The organism is Enterobacter sp. UPMP701, assembly GCF_053709515.1.
This window is the reverse complement of the sequence record NZ_JBSKJN010000002.1, coordinates 397,049-423,883: the sequence shown is the minus strand read 5'-3', so window position 1 is coordinate 423,883 and position 26,835 is coordinate 397,049. Positions and strand designations below refer to the sequence as shown.

General features: G+C 54.9%; 25 protein-coding genes. 18 read left to right on the top strand and 7 right to left on the bottom strand.

The window, feature by feature from the left end:
• Positions 1 to 298: 298 nt before the first annotated feature.
• Together ampG and ACWKXT_RS07525 are read right to left on the bottom strand one after the other, a co-directional pair.
• Positions 299 to 1,774, bottom strand: coding sequence for a muropeptide MFS transporter AmpG (gene ampG / locus ACWKXT_RS07530; RefSeq protein WP_454532084.1), 1,476 nt, complete (start codon positions 1,772 to 1,774; stop codon positions 299 to 301).
• A 46-nt stretch (positions 1,775 to 1,820) separates the two neighbouring features.
• Positions 1,821 to 2,399, bottom strand: a complete 579-nt coding sequence (locus ACWKXT_RS07525) for a lipoprotein (protein WP_023310568.1) — start codon at positions 2,397 to 2,399, stop codon at positions 1,821 to 1,823.
• Between the two features lie 306 nt (positions 2,400 to 2,705).
• Here ACWKXT_RS07525 and bolA point away from each other — a divergent pair, with 306 nt between their 5' ends.
• From bolA to ACWKXT_RS07470, 11 genes are all read left to right on the top strand, one after another.
• Entirely contained in the window at positions 2,706 to 3,023 is a 318-nt protein-coding gene (gene bolA, locus ACWKXT_RS07520; RefSeq protein WP_003859051.1) for a transcriptional regulator BolA, read from the top strand.
• Between the two features lie 330 nt (positions 3,024 to 3,353).
• Entirely contained in the window at positions 3,354 to 4,652 is a 1,299-nt protein-coding gene (gene tig / locus ACWKXT_RS07515) for a trigger factor (protein ID WP_008503318.1), read from the top strand.
• 260 nt (positions 4,653 to 4,912) lie between these two features.
• On the top strand, positions 4,913 to 5,536 hold the full coding sequence (gene clpP, locus ACWKXT_RS07510; protein WP_014069126.1) for an ATP-dependent Clp endopeptidase proteolytic subunit ClpP: 624 nt from the start codon (positions 4,913 to 4,915) through the stop codon (positions 5,534 to 5,536).
• A 127-nt stretch (positions 5,537 to 5,663) separates the two neighbouring features.
• Complete coding sequence (gene clpX / locus ACWKXT_RS07505; RefSeq protein WP_028017641.1) at positions 5,664 to 6,938, top strand: ATP-dependent protease ATP-binding subunit ClpX; 1,275 nt, start codon at positions 5,664 to 5,666, stop codon at positions 6,936 to 6,938.
• 183 nt (positions 6,939 to 7,121) lie between these two features.
• Positions 7,122 to 9,476, top strand: a complete 2,355-nt coding sequence (lon, locus tag ACWKXT_RS07500) for an endopeptidase La (RefSeq protein ID WP_454528033.1) — start codon at positions 7,122 to 7,124, stop codon at positions 9,474 to 9,476.
• Positions 9,477 to 9,686: 210 nt separating this feature from the next.
• Positions 9,687 to 9,959: a nucleoid-associated protein HU-beta gene (gene hupB, locus ACWKXT_RS07495; protein WP_002444653.1), complete on the top strand. Its 273-nt coding sequence runs from the start codon at positions 9,687 to 9,689 to the stop codon at positions 9,957 to 9,959.
• A gap of 212 nt (positions 9,960 to 10,171) precedes the next feature.
• Positions 10,172 to 12,043, top strand: a complete 1,872-nt coding sequence (gene ppiD, locus ACWKXT_RS07490) for a peptidylprolyl isomerase (RefSeq protein ID WP_454532083.1) — start codon at positions 10,172 to 10,174, stop codon at positions 12,041 to 12,043.
• 148 nt (positions 12,044 to 12,191) lie between these two features.
• A complete protein-coding gene (locus ACWKXT_RS07485) occupies positions 12,192 to 12,572 on the top strand; it encodes a helix-hairpin-helix domain-containing protein (protein ID WP_454528031.1) in 381 nt (126 codons plus the stop codon).
• 97 nt (positions 12,573 to 12,669) lie between these two features.
• Entirely contained in the window at positions 12,670 to 13,068 is a 399-nt protein-coding gene (locus tag ACWKXT_RS07480) for a YbgC/FadM family acyl-CoA thioesterase (protein ID WP_025756175.1), read from the top strand.
• Between the two features lie 48 nt (positions 13,069 to 13,116).
• Entirely contained in the window at positions 13,117 to 13,470 is a 354-nt protein-coding gene (locus tag ACWKXT_RS07475; RefSeq protein WP_069720235.1) for a type II toxin-antitoxin system RelE/ParE family toxin, read from the top strand.
• Entirely contained in the window at positions 13,457 to 13,786 is a 330-nt protein-coding gene (locus tag ACWKXT_RS07470) for an addiction module antidote protein (protein ID WP_028012165.1), read from the top strand. The genes ACWKXT_RS07475 and ACWKXT_RS07470 overlap by 14 nt, the downstream gene beginning before the upstream one ends.
• Positions 13,787 to 13,788: 2 nt before the next feature.
• Here the strand turns inward: ACWKXT_RS07470 and queC are convergent, their stop codons facing one another.
• Positions 13,789 to 14,484, bottom strand: a complete 696-nt coding sequence (gene queC, locus ACWKXT_RS07465; protein WP_032646166.1) for a 7-cyano-7-deazaguanine synthase QueC — start codon at positions 14,482 to 14,484, stop codon at positions 13,789 to 13,791.
• A gap of 66 nt (positions 14,485 to 14,550) precedes the next feature.
• A complete protein-coding gene (locus ACWKXT_RS07460; RefSeq protein ID WP_454528030.1) occupies positions 14,551 to 16,251 on the bottom strand; it encodes an SgrR family transcriptional regulator in 1,701 nt (566 codons plus the stop codon).
• A 101-nt stretch (positions 16,252 to 16,352) separates the two neighbouring features.
• Between ACWKXT_RS07460 and cof the strand changes: the two genes are divergently transcribed.
• A complete protein-coding gene (gene cof, locus ACWKXT_RS07455; protein WP_454528029.1) occupies positions 16,353 to 17,171 on the top strand; it encodes an HMP-PP phosphatase in 819 nt (272 codons plus the stop codon).
• A 41-nt stretch (positions 17,172 to 17,212) separates the two neighbouring features.
• On the opposite strand, the gene ACWKXT_RS07450 is transcribed toward cof, so the two are convergent.
• Entirely contained in the window at positions 17,213 to 18,259 is a 1,047-nt protein-coding gene (locus ACWKXT_RS07450) for a PLP-dependent cysteine synthase family protein (RefSeq protein WP_454532082.1), read from the bottom strand.
• 115 nt (positions 18,260 to 18,374) lie between these two features.
• On the opposite strand from ACWKXT_RS07450, the gene ACWKXT_RS07445 reads away from it, so the two are divergent.
• The 5 genes from ACWKXT_RS07445 (at position 18,375) to amtB (ending at position 24,292) form a co-directional block, all read left to right on the top strand.
• Complete coding sequence (locus tag ACWKXT_RS07445; RefSeq protein WP_008503307.1) at positions 18,375 to 18,833, top strand: Lrp/AsnC family transcriptional regulator; 459 nt, start codon at positions 18,375 to 18,377, stop codon at positions 18,831 to 18,833.
• A 30-nt stretch (positions 18,834 to 18,863) separates the two neighbouring features.
• Positions 18,864 to 20,636 (top strand): SmdA family multidrug ABC transporter permease/ATP-binding protein, encoded by a 1,773-nt coding sequence (locus ACWKXT_RS07440; RefSeq protein WP_454528027.1) that lies wholly within the window; start codon positions 18,864 to 18,866, stop codon positions 20,634 to 20,636.
• Entirely contained in the window at positions 20,629 to 22,410 is a 1,782-nt protein-coding gene (locus ACWKXT_RS07435) for a SmdB family multidrug efflux ABC transporter permease/ATP-binding protein (RefSeq protein ID WP_454528026.1), read from the top strand. The genes ACWKXT_RS07440 and ACWKXT_RS07435 overlap by 8 nt, the downstream gene beginning before the upstream one ends.
• 221 nt (positions 22,411 to 22,631) lie before the next feature.
• Entirely contained in the window at positions 22,632 to 22,970 is a 339-nt protein-coding gene (glnK, locus tag ACWKXT_RS07430) for a P-II family nitrogen regulator (protein ID WP_008503304.1), read from the top strand.
• A 35-nt stretch (positions 22,971 to 23,005) separates the two neighbouring features.
• The gene (gene amtB / locus ACWKXT_RS07425; RefSeq protein ID WP_014882787.1) at positions 23,006 to 24,292 is read left to right on the top strand and encodes an ammonium transporter AmtB; all 1,287 of its coding nucleotides are present in this window, start codon (positions 23,006 to 23,008) and stop codon (positions 24,290 to 24,292) included.
• A 521-nt stretch (positions 24,293 to 24,813) separates the two neighbouring features.
• On the opposite strand, the gene tesB is transcribed toward amtB, so the two are convergent.
• A complete protein-coding gene (tesB, locus tag ACWKXT_RS07420; RefSeq protein ID WP_080328051.1) occupies positions 24,814 to 25,674 on the bottom strand; it encodes an acyl-CoA thioesterase II in 861 nt (286 codons plus the stop codon).
• A 203-nt stretch (positions 25,675 to 25,877) separates the two neighbouring features.
• Between tesB and ACWKXT_RS07415 the strand changes: the two genes are divergently transcribed.
• Positions 25,878 to 26,405 (top strand): YbaY family lipoprotein, encoded by a 528-nt coding sequence (locus ACWKXT_RS07415; protein ID WP_104440493.1) that lies wholly within the window; start codon positions 25,878 to 25,880, stop codon positions 26,403 to 26,405.
• 32 nt (positions 26,406 to 26,437) lie between these two features.
• Here the strand turns inward: ACWKXT_RS07415 and ACWKXT_RS07410 are convergent, their stop codons facing one another.
• Positions 26,438 to 26,749 (bottom strand): MGMT family protein, encoded by a 312-nt coding sequence (locus tag ACWKXT_RS07410; protein WP_454528025.1) that lies wholly within the window; start codon positions 26,747 to 26,749, stop codon positions 26,438 to 26,440.
• Between the last annotated feature and the right edge of the window lie 86 nt (positions 26,750 to 26,835).

The following is a 26,835-nucleotide window of genomic DNA, read 5'->3' as shown; positions in this document are numbered from 1 at the left end:
GGCTTTATAACGAAAGGACCCCCAAGCATACCCTAAAAGGGGCAATTGGTATAACCATTGTTAAAAATAAACAAAAAATTAACAATTAATTATCAATAAAAAGACATCTAAAAAACGAAAAATCAAACTTTCCACTGCTGAATCGTTTAATGAAAAATAGCGTTTTGGAATTGGCTCCAATAATTTCCAAAACCTATCCCGCACAAAACAACAAATATTTTTTTTAGCGGTTGGTGGCTATTTCACCGTTATAATTTCGGTTGGTGATTACAACGGGAAATAACCTTTCGCTTTTTCTTCAGGTCATCTGCGTTTTACGCAACGCCATAAAATCGAGCAGACCGCCGGTCAGGATCCCCGCGACGGCCAGCAGGGCGCCTGCGTCCAGCAGAAGGGCTTCGAGAGGGAGCGCCAGTGACGTGCTGGCATTAATAATGAGCACCACAAGCCAGAGTGCCAGCGCAACGCAGCCCACCATTAACAGACGTAAGGCAAAACGGTAGGCGCGATGATATTCGGTACGCGGCATAAAGTGTTCTGTCCGCTGGGTATATTCCAGCGTCTGACGGCAGACCAGCAACAATAAAATCCCCGGCACGGCCGCCACGACCGAGAAGAGATAAAACGTTGGCCAACCGTGGGCTTCTACAAACCAGCCGGCTATTGGCCCAACGTAGACCCGGCCAACGGCGGAGAGCGCCGAGAGCAGAGCGAACTGCGTGGCGGAAAACGACTTGTTGCACAGGGTCATCAGCAGGGCGACAAATGCCGCTGTCCCCATACCGCCACAGAGATTTTCAAAGAACACCGCGGCGGCCATGCTGAACATATGCTTGTCAGTCACCGACAGCAGCCAGTAGCCCGCGTTAGATGCGCCCTGCAGGATGCCGAAGATCAGCAGCGCGCGGAACAGCGTCAGGCGCTGCATCAATACGCCGCCGTAGAGCGCGCCGACGATGGTTGCAAACAGCCCCAGCGTTTTATTCACCACGCCCACTTCACCGGCATCAAAACCGACGCCCCGGATCAGGAAGGTGGTGGTCAGGCTCATCGCAAAGGCATCGCCCAGCTTATAAAGGACGATAAGCAACAGGATCAGCCAGGCGTTGTTGCGGCCAAAGAAGTCGCGCAGCGGTTCGGCGACGGCCTGCTCCAGCGAGCGGGGAACGGGGATAACATCGCTCGGTTCGGGAGCAAACAGGGTGGCAATGATGCAGGGGATCAGCAGGGCGGCCATCAGCCAGTACATGCCCTGCCAGCCGAGGTAGCGATCGGCCAGCCACAGCGCCAGCCCGCCGGAGACCAGCATCCCGAGGCGATAGCCCAACACGCTGATGGCCGCACCGGCACCGCGCTCTTCCGCAGGCAATACGTCCGTTTTCCAGGCATCGAACACGATATCCTGTGACGCAGAACAGAAGGCAATCACCACCGCAAGCGCGGCCATCCAGCGAAGCTGCGTGGTCGGTTCAAGAAAGCCCATCGCTGCAATCGCCAGCAGCAGCAGGACCTGCGTCATCACTAACCAGCCGCGACGACGTCCCAGAAACGGCGGGGTGTAACGGTCCATGACCGGCGACCACAGGAACTTAAAGACATACGCCTGCCCGACAAGCGAGAAGAAACCAATGGTTTTAAGATCGATGTTCTCGACCGTCATCCACGCCTGAAGCGTGCCGGAAGTGAGCGCAAGGGGTAAACCGGAGGCAAAGCCGAGGATCAGCAGAATGGCTGATTTCGGTTGCTGGAAAATGCGTAAGTAATGGCTGGACATGTTCTTATAAAACTGACCCGGCCTGAAACCGGGTCAGCGAGCGGGATTAACGCGCGTTCTGCTTGATGAAGTCGTGGATGCTGGTGTCCTGCGCCATATCGGCGATGGTGTCCGTCAGCACGCTGTTTACAGCGTTAGCGATGTTCTGGTTAGATGCCTGGAACGCACCTTCAACAGAGTAGCTGGCGCGGTAGTTTTTGGTCATTTTGTTGCCGTTTTTCGCGGTAGCAATGATGGCGATATCCGCTTTGGTCGCGATGTTGTAGCGCACGTTGCCCTGAGACACGTCAGCGTACAGGTTGTTAACGATGATCTGCAGATCAACCGCGCCGCTTGGGCCAATCATATAGCCGCGTGCGGTCATTTGCTTCTCAAGCACTTCCTGCAGCAGGAAGCGCAGGTCGCGGGACGCGGTCAGCGTTACCTGCTGGTTATCGCGGGTCACTTTTGCCAGCGCCTGGTCCTGACGCTGATCGGCACCGTTAATGCTCACGGTAACGCCCATCAGGCTTGGGTCCTGCTGAGGCAGCGTGATTTTTGGTGAAACATCAATGGTGGTAGGCGGGGTAGCGCAGCCTGCCAGCATAAAAAGGGCTACCAACGGAAAGAAGAGTTTTTTTAACATTTTCAGGTTCTCAACGAATCGTAAGCATTAAAGAGAGAAAAATTGCCGTCATCATAACATCGACTACGGCCAGGGGAAGTGGTCAACGCATGTAAATTCATCGTCTTGTCTGAAAACTGACCAGCTCATCCTTTTTCTCCTCTCGCGTGTGACGAAAGGTATGAGTCTCACAGGGAACTTCATTCGTTTGAATGAGAAAATCAGACGAAAGCTAAATATTTGTTGTCAAGGTGTAATGGAAACGGTAAAAGCGGCTAATATTTAAAGGGATGGGTGACATCTCAGCGTTGTCGGAGGAGTAATTTCATGATGATACGTGAACAGATAGAAGAAAAATTAAGGGCAGCGTTCAACCCTGTGTTCCTCGAAGTCGTCGACGAAAGCTATCGTCATAACGTGCCGGCAGGTTCTGAAAGCCACTTTAAAGTGGTTCTGGTTAGCGATCGCTTCACGGGAGAACGTTTCCTGAATCGACACCGCCTGATCTACAGCACCTTGACGGAAGAACTCTCCACAACCGTGCATGCGCTGGCACTGCATACCTACACCATTAAGGAATGGGAAGGCTTGCAGGATACGGTTTTCGCGTCGCCGCCTTGTCGCGGTGCAGGCACCATCGCCTGATAAATCGGATTTGCAACGGCTGGAGCTTTTCCAGTATGTTGCTTACAGATTTCCTCAAAACGGCCTCCGGGCCGTTTTGTTTTGTCTGAGTTTTGAGCGGATGGTGCGATTTTAAGGCTAAAAATAGCCTTAAAGTGTGAAAAAAGCCGCAGCAACATGCTCCAACCGTTCTCGACTCACCTAAGTGATGCCGCTATAATGCCGCGTCTTATTGAATGTCTTCGGGATGATTCTGGCGACAGGGAATGTGAATCTGCACTAAGAGAGCATCCCGGTATAACAGACAGATTCAGAGTTGACCGAGCACTGTGATTTTTTTGAGGTAACAAGATGCAAGTTTCAGTTGAAACCACTCAAGGCCTTGGCCGCCGTGTAACGATTACTATCGCTGCTGACAGCATCGAAACTGCTGTGAAAAGCGAGCTGGTCAACGTAGCAAAAAAAGTACGTATTGACGGCTTCCGTAAGGGCAAAGTACCAATGAATGTTGTTGCTCAGCGTTATGGCGCTTCCGTGCGTCAGGATGTGCTGGGTGAACTGATGAGCCGCAACTTTATCGACGCGATCATCAAAGAAAAAATCAATCCGGCCGGTGCGCCAAACTACGTTCCAGGCGAATACAAACTGGGCGAAGACTTCACCTACTCCGTAGAGTTCGAAGTGTACCCGGAAGTTGAGCTGAAAGGTCTGGAATCTATCGAAGTTGAAAAACCGATCGTTTCCGTCACTGACGAAGACGTTGACGGCATGCTGGACACCCTGCGTAAGCAGCAGGCGAACTGGAAAGAGAAAGAAGGCGCTGTTGACGCGGAAGACCGCGTAACCATCGACTTCACCGGTTCTGTAGACGGCGAAGAGTTCGAAGGCGGCAAAGCGTCTGACTTCGTACTGGCAATGGGCCAGGGTCGTATGATCCCAGGCTTCGAAGACGGTATCAAAGGCCACAAAGCGGGCGAAGAGTTCACCATCGACGTGACCTTCCCTGAAGAGTACCACGCTGAAAACCTGAAAGGTAAAGCAGCGAAGTTCGTCATCAACCTGAAGAAAGTGGAAGAGCGCGAACTGCCAGAACTGACTGAAGAATTCATCAAGCGTTTCGGCGTAGAAGATGGTTCTGTTGCAGGCCTGCGTACCGAAGTGCGTAAAAACATGGAGCGTGAGCTGAACGGTGCTGTGCGTAACCGTGTGAAATCTCAGGCGATTGAAGGTCTGGTAAAAGCGAACGAAATCGACGTTCCTGCTGCCCTGATCGACAGCGAAATCGACGTGCTGCGCCGTCAGGCTGCACAGCGCTTCGGTGGCAACCAGCAGCAAGCGATGGAACTGCCACGCGAGCTGTTTGAAGAGCAAGCGAAACGTCGCGTTGTTGTTGGCCTGCTGCTGGGCGAAGTGATTCGTACCCACGAGCTGAAAGCTGACGAAGAGCGTGTGAAGGGCCTGATCGAAGAGATGGCTTCTGCATACGAAGATCCATCAGAAGTGATCGAGTTCTATGGTAAGAACAAAGAGCTGATGGACAACATGCGCAACGTCGCACTGGAAGAGCAGGCTGTTGAAGCGGTACTGGCGAAAGCGAAAGTGACCGAAAAAGCGACCTCTTTCAACGAACTGATGAACCAGCAGGCGTAATTTCGCCCTAACGGTTTAAAGTTTGAACAAAAAACCCGTTGCCTTCCGGCGACGGGTTTTTTTTATCGCTGCTTTAGTTCTGGAAGGGTGCTAAAACGCCCTTTCAGTGTTAGCGTTACAACAAAAGGTTGTTATGCTTGAAATAGGGCGTGGCGAACCCCATAAGTATGTAATCACGATGATTGAGACTGGCTGATAATCCGTCCATAAGGTTACAATCAGTACAGCAGGTGTTTTCAATTTTGAACCAGGAGACGGAAATGTCATACAGTGGCGAACGAGATAACTTTGCACCCCATATGGCGCTGGTGCCGATGGTTATTGAACAGACCTCACGCGGTGAGCGTTCTTTCGATATCTATTCCCGTCTGCTCAAGGAACGCGTTATCTTTTTGACCGGCCAGGTAGAAGACCATATGGCTAACCTGATCGTAGCGCAGATGCTGTTCCTGGAAGCGGAAAACCCGGAAAAAGACATTTACCTGTATATCAACTCGCCAGGCGGTGTGATTACGGCGGGCATGTCCATTTATGACACCATGCAATTCATCAAGCCAGATGTCAGCACTATCTGCATGGGGCAGGCTGCATCCATGGGCGCGTTCCTGTTAACCGCAGGGGCGAAAGGTAAGCGTTTCTGCCTGCCTAACTCCCGCGTGATGATTCACCAGCCGCTGGGTGGTTACCAGGGGCAGGCGACGGATATTGAAATCCACGCCCGCGAAATTCTGAAAGTAAAAGCGCGCATGAATGAACTTATGGCGCAGCATACAGGTCAATCTCTTGAGCAGATCGAGCGCGATACCGAGCGCGATCGCTTCCTCTCTGCTCCAGAGGCAGTTGAGTACGGCTTAGTCGACTCCGTATTGACCCATCGTAATTGATGCCCGCGACGCGAGCGTGCCGCTATACTAAGGTAGGGCGGCACACTGCCTGAGCGCAGCTCGCGTCTGAAAATGGCATTTGCGTCGTCATGTGCGGCACAAAGAACTTAAAAAGAGGTTTGGACTCATGACAGATAAACGCAAAGATGGTTCGGGCAAACTGCTGTACTGCTCTTTTTGCGGCAAAAGCCAGCATGAAGTGCGTAAACTGATTGCCGGGCCGTCCGTGTATATCTGCGACGAATGTGTCGATTTATGTAACGACATCATTCGCGAAGAGATTAAAGAAGTTGCGCCGCACCGTGAGCGCAGCGCGCTGCCAACACCGCATGAGATTCGTCATCATCTTGACGACTATGTCATCGGTCAGGAGCAGGCGAAGAAAGTGCTGGCGGTGGCGGTGTATAACCACTACAAACGTCTGCGTAATGGCGACACCAGCAATGGTGTAGAACTGGGCAAAAGTAACATCCTGCTGATCGGGCCGACTGGCTCCGGTAAAACGCTGCTGGCTGAAACCCTGGCGCGCCTGCTGGATGTACCGTTTACCATGGCGGATGCTACCACCCTGACCGAAGCCGGTTATGTGGGTGAAGACGTTGAGAATATCATTCAGAAACTGCTGCAGAAGTGCGATTACGACGTTCAGAAAGCACAGCGCGGGATTGTTTATATTGATGAGATCGACAAGATCTCCCGTAAATCAGACAACCCGTCCATTACCCGTGACGTATCCGGTGAAGGCGTACAGCAGGCACTGCTGAAGCTGATCGAAGGCACGGTGGCTGCTGTTCCGCCGCAGGGTGGGCGTAAACATCCGCAGCAGGAGTTCCTGCAGGTTGATACCTCCAAGATCCTGTTCATCTGTGGCGGTGCGTTTGCTGGTCTGGATAAAGTTATCTCCCACCGTGTTGAAACCGGCTCCGGCATTGGTTTTGGCGCAACGGTGAAATCAACGTCCGAAAAACCAAACGAAGGCGAACTGCTGTCTCAGGTTGAGCCAGAAGATCTGATCAAATTCGGTCTGATCCCTGAATTCATTGGTCGTCTGCCGGTTGTGGCAACGCTGAATGAACTGAGTGAAGAGGCGCTGATTCAGATCCTGAAAGAGCCGAAAAATGCGCTGACCAAGCAGTATCAGGCGCTATTCAATCTCGAAGGCGTCGATCTGGAATTCCGTGACGAAGCGCTGGATGCGATTGCCAAAAAAGCGATGATTCGTAAAACCGGCGCGCGTGGCCTGCGCTCTATCGTTGAAGCGGCGCTCCTCGACACCATGTACGATCTGCCATCGATGGAAGACGTTGAGAAAGTGGTGATTGACGAGTCCGTGATCAGCGGTCAAACCAAGCCACTGCTGATTTACGGTAAACCGGAAGCCCAGCAGGCATCTGGCGAATAATTCACCAAATCATACAAGCAGTTAATCAAAAAGGGGGGATTTTATCTCCCCTTTACTTTTTCCGTATTCATAGCGTTGAATGTGTGGGAAACATCCCCATATACTGGATACATGTTAATGGTTGTGTGAAGCACAGTTACATGACCAGTTTACCTGGCGGACACTAAACTAAGAGAGAGCTCTATGAATCCTGAGCGTTCTGAACGCATTGAAATCCCCGTATTGCCGTTGCGCGATGTGGTGGTTTATCCGCACATGGTCATACCCTTATTTGTAGGGCGGGAAAAATCTATCCGTTGCCTCGAAGCCGCCATGGATCATGATAAAAAAATCATGTTGGTGGCGCAGAAAGAAGCTTCAACGGATGAGCCGGGTGTAAACGATCTTTTCACCGTCGGGACCGTGGCCTCTATTTTGCAGATGCTGAAACTGCCTGACGGCACCGTGAAGGTGTTGGTTGAAGGCCTGCAGCGTGCGCGTATTACCACCCTGTCAGACGATGGCGAACACTTCTCTGCGAAGGCAGAGTACCTTGATTCGCCTGAGCTTGATGAGCGCGAGCAGGAAGTGCTGGTGCGTACCGCGATTAGCCAGTTCGAAGGCTATATCAAGCTGAACAAGAAAATCCCACCAGAAGTGCTGACGTCGCTGAACAGCATCGACGATCCTGCGCGTCTGGCGGACACCATCGCTGCGCACATGCCGCTGAAGCTGGCTGACAAACAGTCCGTGCTGGAAATGTCCGACGTCAACGAACGTCTGGAATACCTGATGGCGATGATGGAGTCTGAAATCGATCTGCTGCAGGTTGAGAAGCGTATTCGCAACCGCGTGAAAAAGCAGATGGAGAAATCCCAGCGTGAGTACTATCTGAATGAGCAAATGAAGGCCATTCAGAAAGAGCTGGGCGAGATGGACGATGCGCCGGACGAAAACGAAGCGCTGAAGCGTAAGATCGACGCGGCGAAGATGCCGAAAGAGGCGAAAGAGAAAGCCGAAGCAGAACTGCAGAAGCTGAAAATGATGTCTCCGATGTCGGCGGAAGCGACCGTTGTGCGCGGCTACATTGAGTGGATGGTGCAGGTTCCATGGAACGCCCGCAGCAAGGTCAAGAAAGACCTGCGTCAGGCCCAGGAGATCCTCGATACCGACCACTACGGCCTGGAACGCGTGAAAGACCGCATTCTTGAGTACCTTGCGGTACAAAGCCGAGTAAACAAAATTAAAGGCCCAATTCTGTGTCTGGTTGGACCGCCGGGGGTAGGTAAAACCTCTCTGGGTCAGTCCATCGCTAAAGCGACCGGACGTAAGTATATCCGTATGGCGCTGGGTGGCGTACGCGATGAAGCGGAAATCCGCGGTCACCGCCGTACCTACATCGGTTCTATGCCGGGTAAACTGATCCAGAAGATGGCGAAAGTGGGGGTTAAAAACCCGCTGTTCCTGCTTGATGAGATCGACAAAATGTCTTCGGACATGCGTGGCGATCCGGCGTCTGCGCTGCTGGAAGTGCTTGATCCAGAACAGAACGTGGCGTTCAGCGATCACTATCTGGAAGTGGACTACGACCTGAGCGACGTAATGTTCGTGGCGACCTCCAACTCCATGAACATTCCGGCACCGCTGCTGGACCGTATGGAAGTGATTCGCCTCTCCGGCTATACCGAAGACGAGAAGCTGAACATTGCTAAACAGCACCTTCTGCCGAAGCAGATTGAGCGTAACGCGCTGAAAACCAACGAGCTGACCGTCGAGGACAGCGCGATTATCGGCATCATTCGCTACTACACCCGTGAAGCGGGCGTGCGTAGCCTTGAGCGTGAAATCTCTAAACTGTGCCGTAAAGCGGTGAAACAGCTGCTGCTGGATAAGAGCCTGAAGCACATCGTGATTAACGGCGACAATCTGCATGCTTACCTGGGCGTTCAGCGCTTCGACTATGGCCGCGCGGATAACGAAAACCGCGTTGGTCAGGTGACCGGTCTGGCATGGACGGAAGTGGGCGGCGATCTGCTGACCATCGAGACCGCCTGTGTACCGGGTAAAGGCAAGCTGACCTACACCGGCTCGCTGGGTGAAGTGATGCAGGAGTCCATCCAGGCGGCGCTGACCGTGGTGCGCGCGCGCGCGGAAAAACTGGGTATCAACCCGGATTTCTACGAAAAACGCGACATTCACGTTCACGTTCCGGAAGGGGCGACGCCGAAAGATGGCCCGAGCGCGGGTATTGCTATGTGTACCGCTCTGGTCTCCTGTCTGACGGGTAACCCGGTGCGGGCCGACGTGGCAATGACCGGTGAAATCACCCTGCGTGGTCAGGTTCTGCCAATCGGCGGATTAAAAGAAAAACTGCTGGCGGCACACCGCGGTGGGATCAAAACTGTATTGATCCCTTACGAAAACAAACGCGATCTGGAAGAGATTCCGGACAATGTGATTGCCGATCTGCAGATCCATCCGGTTAAGCGAATTGAGGAAGTTCTCAGTCTCGCACTGCAGAATGAACCCTCCGGAATGCAGGTTGTAACCGCAAAATAGTGACCTCGCGCAAAGAGCGTCAATAAAAACAAGGCTGGTAAGTCATTTCGGACTTGCCAGCCTTTTTTTGTATAGCTAATTTAGATTGCTGATTAGGTCAGCCATCAACAACGGGTGTTGTAAGGTCATGGCAGGCCTGATATAACTGCTGCGCGGTCGCGTTGTGAAGGATTCAGGCGCGATATAAATTATAAAGAGAGGAAGAGAACAGTGAATAAATCTCAACTGATTGACAAAATTGCTGCTGGTGCTGATATTTCTAAAGCTGCAGCTGGACGTGCGTTAGATGCATTAATTGCTTCTGTTACTGAATCTCTGCAGGCTGGGGACGACGTTGCACTGGTAGGCTTCGGTACTTTTGCTGTTAAAGAGCGTGCTGCCCGTACTGGCCGCAACCCTCAGACCGGTAAAGAGATCACCATTGCTGCTGCTAAAGTGCCGGGTTTCCGTGCAGGTAAAGCGCTGAAAGACGCAGTAAACTGATTGCTTTCCCGTTTCAGGGAAGCCGGATAGTACAAGGGCGCATCATTTGATGTGCCTTTTTTGTTTGTCCAGACCTGATTTGTGCGAGTTTATGCGAGTTGTGGGCTGACAATCGCCCCGTTTTCTTGTCACAATACGCCTTTACGCGCGACGGGCAGGATTTTCCGTCAGCGTCAGGTAACCAGTCACCTACAGCGGAGTGTTGTTACACCATGATGGACAGCTTACGCACGGCTGCTAACAGTCTCGTGCTCAAGATTATTTTCGGTATCATTATCGTGTCGTTCATATTGACCGGCGTGAGCAGTTACCTTATTGGCGGTGGCGCGAACTATGCCGCAAAAGTGAATGGCCAGGAGATCAGCCGTGGTCAGTTCGAGAATGCTTTTGCCGGTGAACGTAACCGTATGCAGCAACAGCTGGGCGACCAATTCTCTGAACTGGCGGCGAATGAAGGGTACATGAAGACCCTGCGCCAACAGACACTGAACCGTCTTATCGACGAAGCGCTGCTGGATCAGTATGCCAAAAAGCTGGGCCTTGGCATCAGCGATGAGCAGGTGAAAAAAGCGATCTTCGCCACTCAGGCATTCCAGTCTAACGGTAAATTCGACAACGCGCGTTACAACAGCATCGTTAACCAGATGGGCATGACGGCCGATCAGTACGCGCAGGCGCTGCGTAACCAGCTGACCACCCAGCAGCTCATCAACGCTGTCGTGGGTACCGATTTCATGCTTAAAGGTGAAACCGACGAACTGGCCGCGCTGGTGGCGCAGCAGCGCGTTGTCCGTGAAGCGACCATCGATGTGAACGCCCTGGCGGCGAAACAGCAGGTGAGCGACGCAGACGTGAATGCTTACTACGAGCAGAATAAAAACGCCTTTGTTTCTCCAGAACAGTTCCGCGTCAGCTACATCAAGCTGGATGCAGCCGCGCTGCAGGAAACTGCGTCTGACGCGGAAATCCAGTCTTACTACGATCAGCATCAGGATCAGTTCACGCAGCCGCAGCGTAACCGCTACAGCGTGATCCAGACCAAAACTGAAGCTGATGCTAAGGCGGTACTGGACGAGCTGAACAAAGGCGCGGATTTCGCAACCCTCGCAAAAGCAAAATCCACCGATATCATCTCTGCGAAAAACGGTGGTGATATGGGCTGGCTGGAAGACGCAACCACGCCTGATGAGCTGAAAAATGCGGGCCTGAAAGATAAAGGTCAGCTGTCTGGCGTCATTAAGTCTTCCGTTGGTTTCCTGGTCGTACGTCTGGACGACATCGTCGCGGCGAAAACCAAGCCGCTGGCTGAGGTTCGTGATGATATCGCGGCGAAAGTGAAACAGGAAAAAGCGCTGGATGCTTACTATGCGCTGCAGCAGAAGGTAAGTGATGCTGCCAGCAACGATAACGAATCTCTGGCGGGTGCAGAGCAGGCGGCGGGTGTGAAAGCGGTTGAGACCGGCTGGTTTGGGCGTGACAACCTGCCGGAAGAGCTGAACTTCAAGCCGGTTTCCGATGCCATCTTTAACGGTGGTCTGGTGGGCGAGAACGGCACGCCGGGCAGCAACTCAGACATCATTACCGTTGACGGTGACCGTGCGTTCGTTCTGCGCGTCAGCGAGCACAAGCCAGAAGCGGTCAAACCGCTGGCGGAAGTGAAGGATCAGGTTGTCGCTCAGGTTAAGCACAACAAAGCGGAACAGCAGGCCAAACTGGATGCTGAGAAGATTCTGGTTGACCTGAAAGCGGGCAAACAGGACGCGCTGAAAGCGGCTGGCCTGAGCTTTGGTGAGGCGAAAACGCTGAGCCGTACTGGTCAGGACCCTATCAGCCAGGCCGCGTTTGGTCTGAGCCTGCCTGCGAAAGACAAACCAAGCTTCGGTACCACTACCGATATGCAGGGTAACGTCGTTCTGCTGGCGCTGGATGAAGTGAAAGCCGGCACTATGCCAGAAGCGCAGAAGAAAGCGATGGTTCAGGGGATTACCCAGAACAATGCCCAGATTGCCTTCGAAGCGATGATGAGCAACCTGCGCAAAGACGCGAAAATCAAGCTGGGCGATATCATGACTCAGCAGCAATAATTACGTGTCTGCTCGCAGATTTTCGTAACGTACTGCAAAAACTAAAGGCCGCTTTCGCGGCCTTTTCCATTTCTGCAATCTGCTGTTTGTGCCTGTTTTCTCCTGCGGCTATCGTTGCGTGGCTGTCAACAAACAAGGAGATAACAGCATGAAATGTGGAATCAAAGCACTGTTAATTACGCTGGCTATTGCCACCACCGGGATGAGCACGGGGGCGCTGGCGGCGACGCCCGCCGCCAAACCACAGGCTACGCAGAGCAAGTCTGACGCGGCAACGCCGGTGCAAGGGCAAACCAAAGCGACTGATGTCGGTAAAAATGCGGATGATGACGGTACGCGGGTCAGCATTAACTCGGCCTCGGCAGAGGATCTTGCCCGCGCAATGAACGGTGTCGGCCTGAAAAAAGCGCAGGCTATCGTCAGCTATCGTGAAGAATACGGTCCATTCAAAACGGTCGACGATCTCAAACAGGTCCCGGGCATGGGCAGCGCGCTGGTTGAGCGCAACCTCTCACACCTGACACTGTAATTTCGCAATTCCTTGCACTGCGGCAAAAGTTTGCCAGGATAAAGAGGTCATACCAGTTATGACCTCTGATCCTATAACAACGAAAGGCTATTGCGCTATGCAGACAAAAATCAAAGTACGTGGTTTCCATCTTGATGTTTATCAGCACGTCAATAACGCTCGCTATCTCGAGTTTCTTGAAGAAGCGCGCTGGGACGGGCTGGAAAACAGCGAAAGCTTTCAGTGGCTGACTGCGCACAACATCGCGTTTGTGGTCGTCAATATCAATATCAACTACCGTCGTCCGGCCGTGCTGGGTGATGTGCTCACGGTGACCAGCCAGGTACAACAGCTAAACGGCAAGAGCGGCGTGTTAAGCCAGGTGGTAACGCTCGATCCAGAAGGGCAGGTGGTGGCTGATGCACTGATCACCTTTGTCTGTATCGATCTAAAAACGCAGAAAGCGCTGCCGCTTGAAGGGGAATTGCGGGAAAAGCTGGAGTTGATGATCGCTTAGGAAGTTTGTCTTTTATAAAAGACAAAAGGATTTTTCAGGGATAGAATAATGGACAGGGACTACGTTGTTGAACGTTACCGGACCCGTGACGGAAAAGTGCCGTTTGAGGAGTGGGTAGCCAGAATGAATCGAAGGGATCCGGATACGGTTTTCCGGATCCTTATGCGGATCAACCGCGCAATAAAACGTAATTTTGGCGATTACAGATACCTCAGGGAAGGTGTTTGGGAGATGCGAGTCGACAGTGGCCCCGGCTACAGAATCTATTTTGCAGTAGAGAATCGGCAGGTTTTATTGTTACTTATCGGTGGTGACAAAAAGAGCCAAAAAGCGGATATCAAACTGGCAATAGATTACTGGAAAGATCATCAAATAAAAGGACAATCGAATGAGCGCCACTGAACGAAAATATTCGAGTTCTGTTAGCCATCATGATGCTGTTGTGAAAATGCTACGAGAAAATCCTTCCTACGCTCAGCGTTATTTGCAAACAGCCCTGGAAGAAATCTATGAAGACCAGGGGATCCCTGCCTATCTCATTGCACTCCGCCAGGTTATCGAAGCACGAGGTGGCATCGGAGAAATTTCTGCTAAATCAGGCCTGTCTCGTCAGCAGCTATACCGAACCTTATCAGACAACGGCAACCCAACGCTGACAACGCTGATGAAAGTCACCCGTGCTGCCGGCGTGAAACTGTTCGACAGCACGGTTAAATAACCCTATTTAAGCCCGGTTTTTTTCTGCATTGCGGCCATCACGCCGACTTTATCGGCGAGATAATGATTCAGCCCGTTAGCGCGCAGATTACAGGCCGCGCACTGCCCACAGCCGTCGCCTTTGATGCCGTTATAGCAGGTGAGCGTTTCGCTGCGAACCAGGTCCAGCTTGCCCCAGTAGTCGGCCAGCGCCCAGGTTTCGGCTTTATCCAGCCACATGAGCGGGGTTTCAAAGCGCGTTTCTTTCGCCATGCCCAGATTGACGGCGTGGTTGAGCGCTTTCACAAACTCATCGCGGCAGTCCGGGTAACCGGAGAAGTCGGTCTCGCACACGCCGGTAATGACCGCTTCGGCTTTTACCTGATAGGCATAGATTGCCGTCAGGGTCAGGAAGAGAATATTGCGTCCCGGTACGAAGGTATTTGGAATGCCGCTGGCGTCTGGTTCGTAGTCCGGAACCGGAATACTGTCGCGGGTCAGGCTACTGACGGCCAGTTCGTTTAACAGCGTAACGTCCAGCACCTTGTGCGCGCGTGCGCCCAGTTTGAGGGCCAGTTCACGGGCAACGTCGATTTCAGCGCGGTGACGCTGACCATAATCGAAAGTGACACAGTGAACTTCATCGTACTGATGAAGGGCCTGTACCAGGCAGGTAGTAGAGTCTTGTCCTCCGCTGAACACGACGACGGCACGTTTCATAAATCATCTCGACTGTTACGGTAAAAACGTTATGTTACCGTCTGGCTACGGCGGCGACCAGCTTCTTCACGATTTCGGGGCGGGCAGCCAGGCTTCGGTAAAATCAAACCAGCCGCGGGTGTTGAGACGTATCCCGTTTACCCCCGGCGGAGCGCTGATTTGATACTGATAATTAAAGAGCGGCGTCAGTACAGCACTTTCCATTAAGCGGCTGAAGATGACCTGCAGGCCCGCGTGCCGGTCCCGAGCCTCGGCCTGACTCTGCACCGCATCCAGCGTGGCCTGCAGGTGCGCATATGCTGGTGCGCTTAACAGATGCGGCCAGAGCGCATCGCAGCGAAGCCACTGCTCGAGCGTATACGCTGGCGCTTCACCAATTAGCCTGTCCCCCATCATCATATCGGCTTCGGCAAGCTGCTGGCATCCGTCCCACGTCTTGGCATCGTGAAAGATGACGGTCAGTTCACACCCGTGTCGTGCCAGGTACGCCTTCAACTGGCTCGCCATGGTGTGAAGCTCAACGGGCAGATGGTAAACCAGCGTCAGGGCCTCCGGCAGGGCAACATCCGTTAACTCAGGCCATTCCGGGATTGTCCAGCCGGGAAGCAGTTCCTGGGTGGGCGTAATGAGCCCTTCATTGAGCGGAAGCGTGTGCAGAAGCCTGGAGAGATGAATGATATTGATAAGCCGCTTCGCCTGCATTTCGCTCAGGCGCGCGCTCTGTTTCAGCGTGAGGTAACAGAACCCCAGGCTGGTGCTGCTGCTTACCAGCCGCAGACTTTCCAGCTCGTCGGCTTCGCCGATCGCGATTTGCACCGGGTGACGACAGCTGGTGCCCAACCTGTAATCAAAAAGCTGAGGGGTGATCCAGTATTCGATGGCCTTAAGCAGCGGATGGCTCAGGTGGTACTGCTCATGGCTTTCCAGACGCACCAGGTCTGGCTCAAAGGCGGCCAGCCGGAAGGGGCCGCAGCCAAGCTCAGGGTTATCGGGATGCGCCAGACGGCTACAGTAGGTTGCCAGCCTGTGTGCCAGCCAGTAGTCCGGTTGATGCAACACAAACGTCAGGCATTGTGGATGCGTTGTTTCGATACGCGAAACGCTCTGGAACAGGGTTCGCAGGGCGGGGAGCGTCAATAGCGCCGTCAGGCTTCGTTCGAGCTGCGCCGTTTCTATTTTATCGCCGTTATGCCAGTGCAGGGTGGAGCGAATGTAGAAGTGCCAGCGCAGGCCGTCAGCAGAGACCTCCCAGTGATGCGCCAGGTCGCCCGTAGGTTCGCTGCTATTACCGTTAAAACGCGTTAAACCAGAGAATACTTGTCCCGCCAGATGCTGCTCCGCCCGCCCAGGCAAAAAGCCCGGCTGAAGCGGCTCCAGCGAGCGGTAGTAGGGGATGCGTAGCGTCGGCGTGTCGTTTTGCCACTGCCCGCCCAAAAACGGATGCAGTAACGATCTCAGTGCATCAGGCGCAAGCTGGGCCAGTTCCAGCGCGTTATGCTGCTGCCCGCTCTTAAGCGCCTCTTCCATCATCGCATTGCGCAGCGACTCCGGGCTGGCATGGAACGTCAGCTCACCGCGCTTGCCGCGACCAGACCGCGCGCGCCAGCTGAGCCAGCCCGCGTCCTGGGCCTGACGCAGCAGGGTGCGGACATGCCGCTCGCTACAAAAACAGCGGCTGGCGAGTTCACTTACGGTGACCTGTTGCGGAGCGCCAGCGGAAGGTTGCCACAGGCGTTGATACTGATTAAGACGGTTTAGCTGGCGCATAAGAAACCCGGAACAATAATTTTCATCTATTCACTATTACTTCCGTATATCGCAGGCAATACTGATACACAAGTTAACCGCATCACATTTCAGGAGTAATCATGGCCCGCCTCGCTGCATTTGATATGGACGGTACATTGTTAATGCCGGATCACCGTCTGGGGGAGAAAACGCTTAGCACCCTTAAGCGTCTGCGCGAGCGTGATGTCACCCTGACGTTTGCCACTGGCCGCCACGTGCTGGAGATGCGCCATTTGCTGGGCACGTTTTCCCTGGATGCGTTTTTAATCACTGGTAACGGAACGCGCATTCATACCGTGGAAGGAGACGTGCTGCACCGGCAGGACTTAAATCCGGAAGTGGCAGATATCGTTCTGCATAGCACCTGGGACACGCAGGCCAGTATCCACGTCTTTAACGATCAGGGCTGGTTTACCGGACGTGAAATCCCTGAACTGCTGCATGCGCATGTCTATAGCGGTTTTCAATACCAGCTTATCGATCTGCGTCGGATCCCCGCCCATGCGGTGACCAAGATCTGCTTCTGTGGCGATCACGACGATCTTTGTCGCTTACGGATTCAACTGAATGAGGCGCTGGGCGATCGGGCGCACCTGACCTTCTCGGCGGTGGATTGTCTTGAAGTGCTGCCCGTGGGCTGTAACAAAGGTTCAGCCCTGGCGGTGCTTAGCGACCACCTGGGCTTAACGCTGCAGGAGTGTATGGCGTTTGGCGATGCCATGAACGACCGCGAAATGCTGGGCAGCGTGGGGCGCGGTCTGATTATGGGGAATGCGATGCCGCAGTTAATCGCAGAGCTTCCTCATCTGCCGGTTATCGGGCACTGCGGCAACGAAGCGGTGTCCCATTTTTTGACGCATTGGCTGGACAACAACAACCTCCCATATTCCCCCGAATAGTGAGACCCTTCCAGCAAGCCAGACTTCGGTCTGGCTTTTTTTTATTTCAGCAGCTGCGCAATCTGCGCTTTCCACGGGGTGATGTCGCCGATGTTAGCCTGCACCCACTCTGCATTGTAGTAAGTCTCAAGGTAGCGCTCGCCGCTGTCGCACAGCAATGTGACGATAGAGCCGGTACGCCCTTCCTCGCGCATTCTTGCTGCCAGATGCAGCGCGCCCCACATATTGGTGCCCGTCGATGCGCCCACTTTGCGCCCCAGCTGCGTTTCCAGCCAGTGCGCGGTGGCTACGCTGGCGGCGTCCGGCACGCGAAGCATTTCATCCACCACGTCCGGGATGAATGAGGGTTCCACGCGCGGGCGGCCGATCCCTTCAATTTTACTGCCCACCGGGCTGCGCAGGCCGGCATCGCGGCTTTGCCAGTAGTCGAGGAACACGGAGTTCTGCGGGTCAACGACCATCAGCTGCGTATCGTAACCCTGACAGCGGATGTAACGTCCGATAGTGGCTGACGTGCCGCCAGTACCGGCGCTCATCACAATGTATGACGGAACCGGATGCGGTTCGTGGGTCATCTGGCGGAAAATACTGTCGGCAATGTTGTTATTGCCGCGCCAGTCCGTTGCACGCTCGGCGAAGGTGAACTGGTCCATATAGTGGCCGTTCAGCTCGCGGGCCAGCATTTCAGAGGCGGCGTAGATTTCGCAGGCGCTTTCCACAAAGTGGCAGCGACCGCCGTAAAATTCGATCTGTTCGATTTTGCGTTTTGCGGTGCAGGAGGGCATCACGGCGATAAACGGCAGACCCAGCAGGCGGGCGAAATAGGCTTCGGATACCGCCGTTGAACCGGATGAAGATTCAATAATGGTGGTGCCTTCATTGATCCAGCCGTTACACAAACCGTATAAAAACAGGGAACGCGCCAGGCGATGCTTCAGGCTACCGGTAGGATGGGTGCTTTCATCTTTCAGATAGAGTTGAATACCGTCAAATCCCGGCAGGGAGAGGCGAATCAGGTGCGTATCCGCCGAGCGCTGGTAGTCGGCATTGATTTCGCTGATGGCATGTTTAACCCAGGTGCTATTCATCGTCGTTATCCGTTTGTCATTTTGTGCCCAGCATAGCGAAAAGCACAGAAAAAATTGTTGCTATCTGGCCTTTAAAATAGAATGAAGGGAGAAAAATTTTCTCTGTGAGGTGGGTATGCTAGATAAAATTGACCGCAAGCTCCTTTCATTGCTGCAAAGTGACTGTACCCTCTCTTTGCAGGCGCTGGCAGATGCCGTTAATCTGACCACCACACCGTGCTGGAAGCGCCTAAAAAAGCTGGAAGACGACGGCATTTTGCTGGGCCGCGTCGCGTTACTCGATCCCGAAAAACTGGGGCTTGGGTTGACGGCATTTGTGCTGATAAAAACCCAGCATCATAGCAGCGAGTGGTATTGCCGCTTCGTCACTCAGGTATCTGAGATGCCCGAGGTACTCGGCTTCTGGCGTATGGCCGGCGAGTACGACTACCTGATGCGCGTCCAGGTGGCTGACATGAAGCGCTATGATGATTTCTACAAGCGGCTGGTGAACAGCGTCCCGGGCTTGTCGGATGTCACCTCAAGCTTCGCCATGGAACAGATTAAATACACCACAGCATTACCCATTGAATAACTTCGTAAAAAACCTTCAGGAACAAACCGCGTGCGATTATTTGCCCAATTAAGCTGGTACTTTCGTCGGGAGTGGCAACGCTACCTCGGTGCAGTCGCCCTGCTTATTATCATTGCCATTTTGCAGCTGATCCCGCCGAAGGTGGTGGGATACGTCGTGGATGGCGTCACTGAACAGCATTACACCTCCGCACGGGTGTTGATGTGGGTCGGCACGCTGGTGCTGACGGCGGTCATTGTTTATCTGCTTCGCTACGTCTGGCGCGTGCTGCTGTTTGGTGCGTCCTATCAGCTGGCCGTTGAGCTGCGCGAAGATTTTTACCGCCAGCTGAGCCGACAGCATCCTGAGTTTTATCTCCGCCACCGCACCGGGGATCTCATCGCCCGCGCGACGAACGATGTCGATCGCGTGGTCTTTGCCGCCGGAGAAGGCGTATTAACGCTGGTGGACTCGCTGGTGATGGGCTGTGCGGTGCTGATCGTCATGTCCACGCAGATCAGCTGGCAATTGACCCTGCTCGCCCTATTGCCAATGCCGCTGATGGCGCTGGCGATCAATCGCTACGGCGAACAGCTGCACGAGCGCTTCAAGCTGGCGCAGGCGGCGTTTTCTTCTCTAAACGATCGCACCCAGGAGAGCATGACCAGCATCCGCATGATCAAAGCGTTTGGTCTGGAAGACAGGCAGTCCGCGCTGTTTGCCGCCGATGCGGCAGACACGGGTGCGAAAAACATGCGCGTCGCGCGTATTGATGCGCGGTTTGATCCGACGATTTATATCGCAATCGGCATGGCAAATATGCTGGCGATTGGCGGCGGAAGCTGGATGGTGGTGCAGGGCACGTTAACCCTGGGGCAATTGACCAGCTTCGCGATGTATCTGGGGCTGATGATCTGGCCGATGCTGGCGCTGGCCTGGATGTTTAACATTGTGGAGCGCGGTAGCGCTGCCTACAGCCGCATTCGCGCCATGCTGGCCGAAGCGCCGGTGGTCAATGACGGCAGCGAAGCGGTACCGGAAGGGCGCGGCGTCATGCATGTTGACGTCCGCAAGTTTGTCTATCCGCAAACGGAACATCCGGTGCTGGAAAACGTTAGCTTTACGCTGCAGCCAGGCCAGATGCTGGGCATCTGTGGCCCGACGGGGTCCGGTAAAAGTACCGTGCTCTCTCTGCTTCAGCGCCACTTTGACGTCACCGAAGGTGATATTCGTTTCCACGATATCCCCCTGACGAACCTGCTGCTGGATGAGTGGCGTGGCCGCCTGGCGGTCGTCAGCCAGACGCCTTTTTTATTTTCCGACACGGTGGCTAATAACATCGCTCTGGGACGTCCGTCGGCGACGCAGGAAGAGATCGAACATGTGGCGCGCTTAGCCAGCGTACATGACGATATTTTGCGTCTGCCGCAGGGCTACGAAACGGAAGTCGGGGAACGTGGCGTCATGCTCTCCGGCGGGCAGAAACAGCGTATCTCGATTGCCCGCGCGTTGCTGCTGAATGCTGAAATTCTGATTCTTGATGATGCGCTCTCCGCCGTGGATGGTCGTACCGAGCACCAGATTCTGCATAACCTGCGCCAGTGGGGCGACGGGCGCACGGTGATTATCAGCGCCCACCGTTTGTCAGCGCTCACGGAAGCCAGTGAAATTCTGGTCTTACAGCACGGTCACATTGCCCAGCGCGGGCAGCATGAAACGCTTGCCGGGCAGCCGGGCTGGTATCGCGATATGTATCGCTATCAACAGCTTGAGGCGGCGCTGGACGATGCGCCGGAGCAGGATGAGGAGGCCGCGAATGCGTAAGCTCGGAACGATGTGGCCGACGCTCAAACGTCTGCTGGCCTACGGCTCGCCGTGGCGTAAACCGCTCTCCGTTGCCGTACTTTTACTCTGGATAGCGGCAATTGCTGAAGTGAGCGGGCCGCTGCTTATCAGCTACTTCATCGACAATATGGTCGCGAAAAGCTACCTGCCCCTGGGGCTGGTGGCGGGGCTGGGCGTGGCCTACGTTGGTTTACAGCTGGCGGCGGCAGGGCTGCACTATGCGCAGTCGCTGCTGTTTAACCGTGCCGCCGTGGGCGTCGTTCAGCAGCTGCGTACGGATGTGATGGACGCGGCGCTTCGCCAGCCGCTCAGCGAGTTTGATACCCAGCCGGTCGGGCAGGTGATTTCGCGCGTGACCAACGATACTGAGGTGATCCGCGATCTGTACGTCACCGTGGTCGCGACGGTGTTACGCAGCGCGGCGCTAATTGGCGCAATGCTGGTGGCGATGTTCAGCCTCGACTGGCGCATGGCGCTGGTGGCGATCGCTATCTTCCCGGCGGTGTTGATCGTGATGGTTATCTACCAGCGCTACAGCACGCCGATTGTCCGTCGGGTGCGCACCTACCTGGCCGACATTAACGATGGCTTCAACGAAGTGATCAACGGCATGAGCGTCATTCAGCAGTTCCGCCAGCAGGCGCGCTTTGGCGAGCGGATGGGTGAAGCCAGCCGTTCGCACTACATGGCGCGTATGCAGACCCTGCGCCTCGACGGTTTCCTGTTGCGCCCACTGCTGAGCCTTTTCTCCGCGCTGGTACTTTGCGGGCTGCTGATGCTCTTTGGCCTGACCGCACGAGGAACCATTGAGGTAGGCGTTTTATACGCCTTCATCAGCTACCTTGGCCGCCTTAACGAACCGCTGATTGAGCTGACGACACAGCAGTCGATGCTCCAGCAGGCCGTGGTGGCAGGGGAGCGCGTATTTGAGTTGATGGACAGGCCGCGCCAGGCCTACGGCCGTGACGAGCGGCCTCTGCAAAGCGGCGAAATTGCCTTTGATAACGTCTCGTTTGCCTATCGCGACGACCAGCTGGTACTGCAGGACATCACGCTTGATGTCCCGTCGCGCGGGTTCGTGGCGCTGGTGGGGCATACGGGCAGCGGCAAGAGCACGCTCGCCAGCCTGTTGATGGGCTATTACCCGGTCACGCAGGGCGAAATCCGCCTCGACGGGCGCCCGCTCGCGTCCCTCAGCCACAACGTGTTGCGTAAAGGCGTCGCGATGGTGCAGCAGGATCCGGTCGTCCTGGCCGACACCTTCTACGCGAACGTGACCCTGGGCCGGGACTATACCCAGGAGCAGGTCTGGGACGTGCTGGAGAAAGTGCAGCTGGCGGAGCTGGCGCGCGGGTTTAGCGACGGCATAAATACAAAGCTGGGCGAGCAGGGGAACAACCTCTCCGTTGGGCAAAAGCAGCTTCTCGCGCTGGCACGGGTGCTGATTGAAACCCCGCAGGTGCTGATTCTGGATGAAGCGACGGCCAGTATTGACTCCGGCACCGAGCAGGCCATCCAGCAGGCGCTGGCCGCGGTACGCGACCATACGACGCTGGTGGTGATTGCCCATCGACTTTCTACTATTGTCGATGCCGATACCATTCTGGTGCTGCATCGTGGACAAGCCGTGGAACGGGGTACGCACCGCGAACTGCTGGAAGCCAAAGGGCGCTACTGGCAGATGTACCAGCTTCAGCTGGCGGGCGAAGAGCTGGCGGCCAGCGTGCGCGAGGAAGAGTCGCTGAGCGCCTGATGCACCAAAACAAAGCAACGCGCTAACAGTCATTCCTGTTGGTGCAAAACTGAAACGCACCGTGCACTGCCATGGTGCGTTTTTTTTTCACCGGTTCGTTAATAAAGGCGGCGTAACGCTCGTCGCACCGCTTTTCTCCCTCGTTTTCATTTCTGGCATACCCCTTGCAATACCTTCTGCGTGAGCTGCGGCCATTACCGAATTCTGACTGGAGGGGATCTATGAAGCTGGTTACGGTGGTAATCAAACCATTCAAACTGGAAGACGTGCGCGAAGCGTTATCTTCCATGGGTATTCAGGGACTGACTGTCACCGAAGTGAAAGGCTTTGGTCGTCAGAAGGGTCATGCCGAGCTTTATCGCGGAGCGGAATACAGCGTTAACTTCCTGCCAAAAGTAAAAATCGATGTTGCGATTGCGGACGATCAGCTTGATGAAGTGATTGATGTGATTAGCAAAGCGGCCTACACCGGCAAAATTGGCGACGGCAAAATTTTCGTTGCCGAACTGCAGCGCGTCATTCGCATTCGTACCGGCGAATCTGACGAAGCGGCACTGTAAGTAACTCCTGGCACACAGTGATAGGGATCGAGAAAATGAAGATAGCAACACTTAAAACGGGTCTGGGTTCGCTGGCACTGCTGCCGGGCCTGGCGCTGGCTGCCCCTGCCGTGGCAGACAAGGCCGATAACGCCTTTATGATGATCAGCACCGCGCTGGTGCTGTTCATGTCTATCCCGGGCATTGCGCTGTTCTACGGCGGTCTGATCCGTGGCAAAAACGTGCTCTCCATGCTGACGCAGGTTGCCGTGACGTTCGCGCTGGTTTGCGTGCTGTGGGTGGTTTACGGTTACTCGCTGGCCTTCGGTACCGGCAACGCCTTCTTTGGTAACTTCGACTGGGTAATGCTGAAAAATATTGAACTGACCGCGCTGATGGGCAGCTTCTACCAGTACATTCACGTCGCGTTCCAGGGTTCGTTCGCCTGCATCACCGTCGGGCTGATCGTGGGCGCGCTGGCGGAGCGCATTCGTTTCTCTGCCGTTCTGATCTTTGTGGTGGTCTGGCTGACGCTCTCCTATGTGCCGATCGCGCACATGGTCTGGGGCGGTGGTCTGCTGGCAACGCACGGCGCGCTGGACTTCGCGGGCGGTACCGTTGTACACATCAACGCCGCGGTAGCGGGCCTGGTGGGGGCATACCTGATTGGCAAACGCGTGGGCTTCGGTAAAGAAGCATTCAAACCGCACAACCTGCCGATGGTGTTTACCGGTACGGCTATCCTCTACTTTGGCTGGTTCGGCTTCAATGCCGGTTCTGCAAGTGCCGCGAACGAAATCGCCGCGCTGGCCTTCGTGAACACCGTTGTGGCGACGGCGGGTGCAATCCTCTCCTGGGTGTTCGGCGAGTGGGCGGTGCGCGGTAAACCTTCCCTGCTGGGTGCCTGTTCGGGGGCGATTGCCGGTCTGGTCGGTATCACTCCTGCGTGCGGTTACGTGGGGGTCGGTGGTGCGCTGCTGGTGGGTCTGGTCGCGGGTCTTGCCGGGCTGTGGGGCGTCACCGCCCTGAAACGTGTGCTGCGCGTTGACGACCCTTGCGACGTGTTTGGTGTCCACGGCGTTTGCGGCATCGTCGGCTGTATCATGACCGGTATCTTCGCCGCGAAATCACTGGGTGGCGTGGGTTACGCAGAAGGCGTCACCATGGTTCATCAGGTGCTGGTACAGCTGGAAAGTATTGCTATCACCGTTGTGTGGTCTGCTGTTGTCGCTTTCATTGGCTACAAACTGGCGGACATGACCGTTGGGCTGCGTGTCCCTGAAGAGCAGGAGCGCGAAGGTCTCGACGTCAACAGCCACGGCGAGAACGCGTATAACGCCTAATAAACAGCAAAACGGCAATCTCTGATTGCCGTTTTTAGTATTTATTCCCTCTCCCACAGGGTTGAGGGTTCCCCAGTCATTTTTTTATCAGAAGCAACAACGTTGTTTCAGAATGCTTGCAGGCTTTCAGCGATGCCCTGGTCCGGCTGTAAATCGCTGAGGCGTTTCCTGCAGGCCGGGGCGAGGCGCAGGGATGCGCCGAGAGGGCGGGCTTTACAGGGATGTTACCTCCGCCCGTCCCCGACAAGCCGGAAGGAATAAGCCGAGGGCACCGCGAAGCGGCGATTTACCGCCGGGAGCCCGGGTTGCCAGGGGGGTGGCGACTGAGCCACCCTGGCACGTTCACCGGTCATGTCGTTACAGAATAGCAAGGAACATAAAGTGAACGGAATGACCACCAGAGCTGTATGTTCCCCCTCACCCTAACCCTCTCCCCAAAGGGGCGAGGGGATTGTTCACTGCTCGCATTAATTTGTGGGGATCCCTCAGCCCCGGGGAAGAGGGTCAAGGTGAGGGCAGCATCACCCGCGATTACGCATCACCCCTTCCTGCACCGTAGAAGCCACCAGCACGCCATCCTGGGTATAAAACTCCCCGCGCACAAACCCGCGAGCGCTCGACGCTGACGTACTCTCCACGCTGTAGAGCAGCCACTCATTCATGTTGAACGGCCGGTGAAACCACATGGAGTGATCGATCGTCGCGACCTGCATCCCTTTTTCCAGGAACCCGACGCCGTGCGGCTGCAGCGCTACCGGCAGAAAATTGAAGTCAGACGCGTAGCCCAGCAGATACTGATGCACGCGGAAATCTTCCGGCACGGTGCCATTGGCGCGGATCCAGACCTGACGCTTCGGCTCGGCAGTGTGGCCTTTCATGGGGTTATGGAACTCAACCGGGCGGATCTCCAGCGGTTTATCGCAGAGAAACTTCTCTTTGACCTGCGGCGGAAGCAGATGCGCCAGCGCACGGGCGATATCGGTCTCTGATTTGAGATCGTCTGGCGCGGGGGCTGGCGGCATCACTTTCTGATGCTCATACCCCGGTTCCGGCGCCTGGAAAGAGGCGGTCATATAAAAGATAGGTTTACCGTTCTGAACGGCCGCCACGCGGCGGGCGCTGAAGCTGTTGCCGTCTCGCAGGACTTCAACGTCATACACAATCGGTTTTGCGCTGTCGCCAGGGCGTAAGAAATAGCTGTGGAATGAGTGCACCAGACGGTCTGCAGGGACGGTCTCCTTTGCAGCGTACAGCGCTTGTCCGACGACCTGGCCGCCGAAAACCTGACGTAAGCCGAGGTCTTCGCTCTGTCCGCGATAGAGTCCTTCCTCAATTTTTTCCAGATTCAATAATGTCAGCAGATTGTTCAGTGCCTGACTCATAATTGTCCTCAATAAACGCCGTAGCGAAAGATAGGCAGAGTATAACGCAGAAATGAAAGTGGTCCGATGGGTAGAATAATCTGAATATCTGGAGGTTTTCAGGCATTAATCGGTGATCTGTGCCACACTTAACGATGTTATGTGATTGAAACGACATCGGATGGGATCGATCCCGCTGGTGCATTGATGATAAGGAGACTTCAATGAAACTCGTGCCCATGCTTAGTGGTGTAGCTATTGCGGTGGCGTTGTCCGCCTGTGCCGGTAAGAGCGCCCAGGTGCCGGTCCCTGCAGCCGATCCGAACGGGATTAATACCCTTTCACAGCAATCCATTCAGCAGCCCAACGTTTCCGGTACAATCTGGATCAAACAGAAAGTTGCTCTGCCGCCGGATGCGGTATTAACGGTAACGCTGTCTGATGCTTCTCTGGCCGATGCGCCGTCTAAAGTTCTGGCCCAGCGTGCGGTCCGTACTGAAGGTAAGCAGGCGCCGTTTAGCTTCGTATTGCCGTATAACCCGTCAGACGTGCAGCCTAATGCCCGTATCCTGCTGAGTGCAGCGGTAACCATCAACGATAAACTGGTCTTTATTACCGATACGGTCCAGGAAGCGATTAACCACGGTGGGACCAAAATCGACCTGAACCTGGTGCCGGTGCAGCAGACCGAAGTACCGGTCGCACCGCAGACCAATCAGCCGTCCCTGCCAACCCCACCGACGCAGATGTAAGCGTTGTTTCCCCCTCTCCTTCGGGGGAGGGGTCAATACACCCAGCGGTATTTCTGCATATCAATCTGTCCTGCTCCTGATACCTGAATCCCCTCTGAAAGTAATGCCTGACGCTGTCGCTGGAGATCCGGCCCGGTCAGTGAAATAGCGCCATGCCGATTCACTACCCGATGCCATGGCAGCGTACTTCCTTCCGGTAGTCGCTTCAGGACGCCACCGACCTGACGCGCCGCGCGTGGAGAGCCTGCCAGCCTTGCCACATCACCGTATGTGGTGACGTAGCCTTCCGGAATCGAGGCCACAATTTGCCATACGCGCTGTGGAAAGGAGTCGTGTTCGTCCATACCTTCACCTGTGGGATTGCCTGAACAGACATGGTAAACGAAGATCGTCCTGATTGCTGCGCCCGTTTGCGCAAGAAACCAGCATC

What these genes read in the sequence shown, in the direction of transcription:
- ampG (WP_454532084.1), bottom strand. Translation starts at nt 1,774, where the DNA reads ATGTCCAGCCATTACTTACGCATTTTCCAGCAACCGAAATCAGCCATT.
- ACWKXT_RS07525 (WP_023310568.1), bottom strand. Translation starts at nt 2,399, where the DNA reads ATGTTAAAAAAACTCTTCTTTCCGTTGGTAGCCCTTTTTATGCTGGCA.
- bolA (WP_003859051.1), top strand. Translation starts at nt 2,706, where the DNA reads ATGATGATACGTGAACAGATAGAAGAAAAATTAAGGGCAGCGTTCAAC.
- tig (WP_008503318.1), top strand. Translation starts at nt 3,354, where the DNA reads ATGCAAGTTTCAGTTGAAACCACTCAAGGCCTTGGCCGCCGTGTAACG.
- clpP (WP_014069126.1), top strand. Translation starts at nt 4,913, where the DNA reads ATGTCATACAGTGGCGAACGAGATAACTTTGCACCCCATATGGCGCTG.
- clpX (WP_028017641.1), top strand. Translation starts at nt 5,664, where the DNA reads ATGACAGATAAACGCAAAGATGGTTCGGGCAAACTGCTGTACTGCTCT.
- lon (WP_454528033.1), top strand. Translation starts at nt 7,122, where the DNA reads ATGAATCCTGAGCGTTCTGAACGCATTGAAATCCCCGTATTGCCGTTG.
- ppiD (WP_454532083.1), top strand. Translation starts at nt 10,172, where the DNA reads ATGATGGACAGCTTACGCACGGCTGCTAACAGTCTCGTGCTCAAGATT.
- ACWKXT_RS07485 (WP_454528031.1), top strand. Translation starts at nt 12,192, where the DNA reads ATGAAATGTGGAATCAAAGCACTGTTAATTACGCTGGCTATTGCCACC.
- ACWKXT_RS07480 (WP_025756175.1), top strand. Translation starts at nt 12,670, where the DNA reads ATGCAGACAAAAATCAAAGTACGTGGTTTCCATCTTGATGTTTATCAG.
- ACWKXT_RS07475 (WP_069720235.1), top strand. Translation starts at nt 13,117, where the DNA reads ATGGACAGGGACTACGTTGTTGAACGTTACCGGACCCGTGACGGAAAA.
- ACWKXT_RS07470 (WP_028012165.1), top strand. Translation starts at nt 13,457, where the DNA reads ATGAGCGCCACTGAACGAAAATATTCGAGTTCTGTTAGCCATCATGAT.
- queC (WP_032646166.1), bottom strand. Translation starts at nt 14,484, where the DNA reads ATGAAACGTGCCGTCGTCGTGTTCAGCGGAGGACAAGACTCTACTACC.
- ACWKXT_RS07460 (WP_454528030.1), bottom strand. Translation starts at nt 16,251, where the DNA reads ATGCGCCAGCTAAACCGTCTTAATCAGTATCAACGCCTGTGGCAACCT.
- cof (WP_454528029.1), top strand. Translation starts at nt 16,353, where the DNA reads ATGGCCCGCCTCGCTGCATTTGATATGGACGGTACATTGTTAATGCCG.
- ACWKXT_RS07450 (WP_454532082.1), bottom strand. Translation starts at nt 18,259, where the DNA reads ATGAATAGCACCTGGGTTAAACATGCCATCAGCGAAATCAATGCCGAC.
- ACWKXT_RS07445 (WP_008503307.1), top strand. Translation starts at nt 18,375, where the DNA reads ATGCTAGATAAAATTGACCGCAAGCTCCTTTCATTGCTGCAAAGTGAC.
- ACWKXT_RS07435 (WP_454528026.1), top strand. Translation starts at nt 20,629, where the DNA reads ATGCGTAAGCTCGGAACGATGTGGCCGACGCTCAAACGTCTGCTGGCC.
- glnK (WP_008503304.1), top strand. Translation starts at nt 22,632, where the DNA reads ATGAAGCTGGTTACGGTGGTAATCAAACCATTCAAACTGGAAGACGTG.
- amtB (WP_014882787.1), top strand. Translation starts at nt 23,006, where the DNA reads ATGAAGATAGCAACACTTAAAACGGGTCTGGGTTCGCTGGCACTGCTG.
- tesB (WP_080328051.1), bottom strand. Translation starts at nt 25,674, where the DNA reads ATGAGTCAGGCACTGAACAATCTGCTGACATTATTGAATCTGGAAAAA.
- ACWKXT_RS07415 (WP_104440493.1), top strand. Translation starts at nt 25,878, where the DNA reads ATGAAACTCGTGCCCATGCTTAGTGGTGTAGCTATTGCGGTGGCGTTG.
- ACWKXT_RS07410 (WP_454528025.1), bottom strand. Translation starts at nt 26,749, where the DNA reads ATGGACGAACACGACTCCTTTCCACAGCGCGTATGGCAAATTGTGGCC.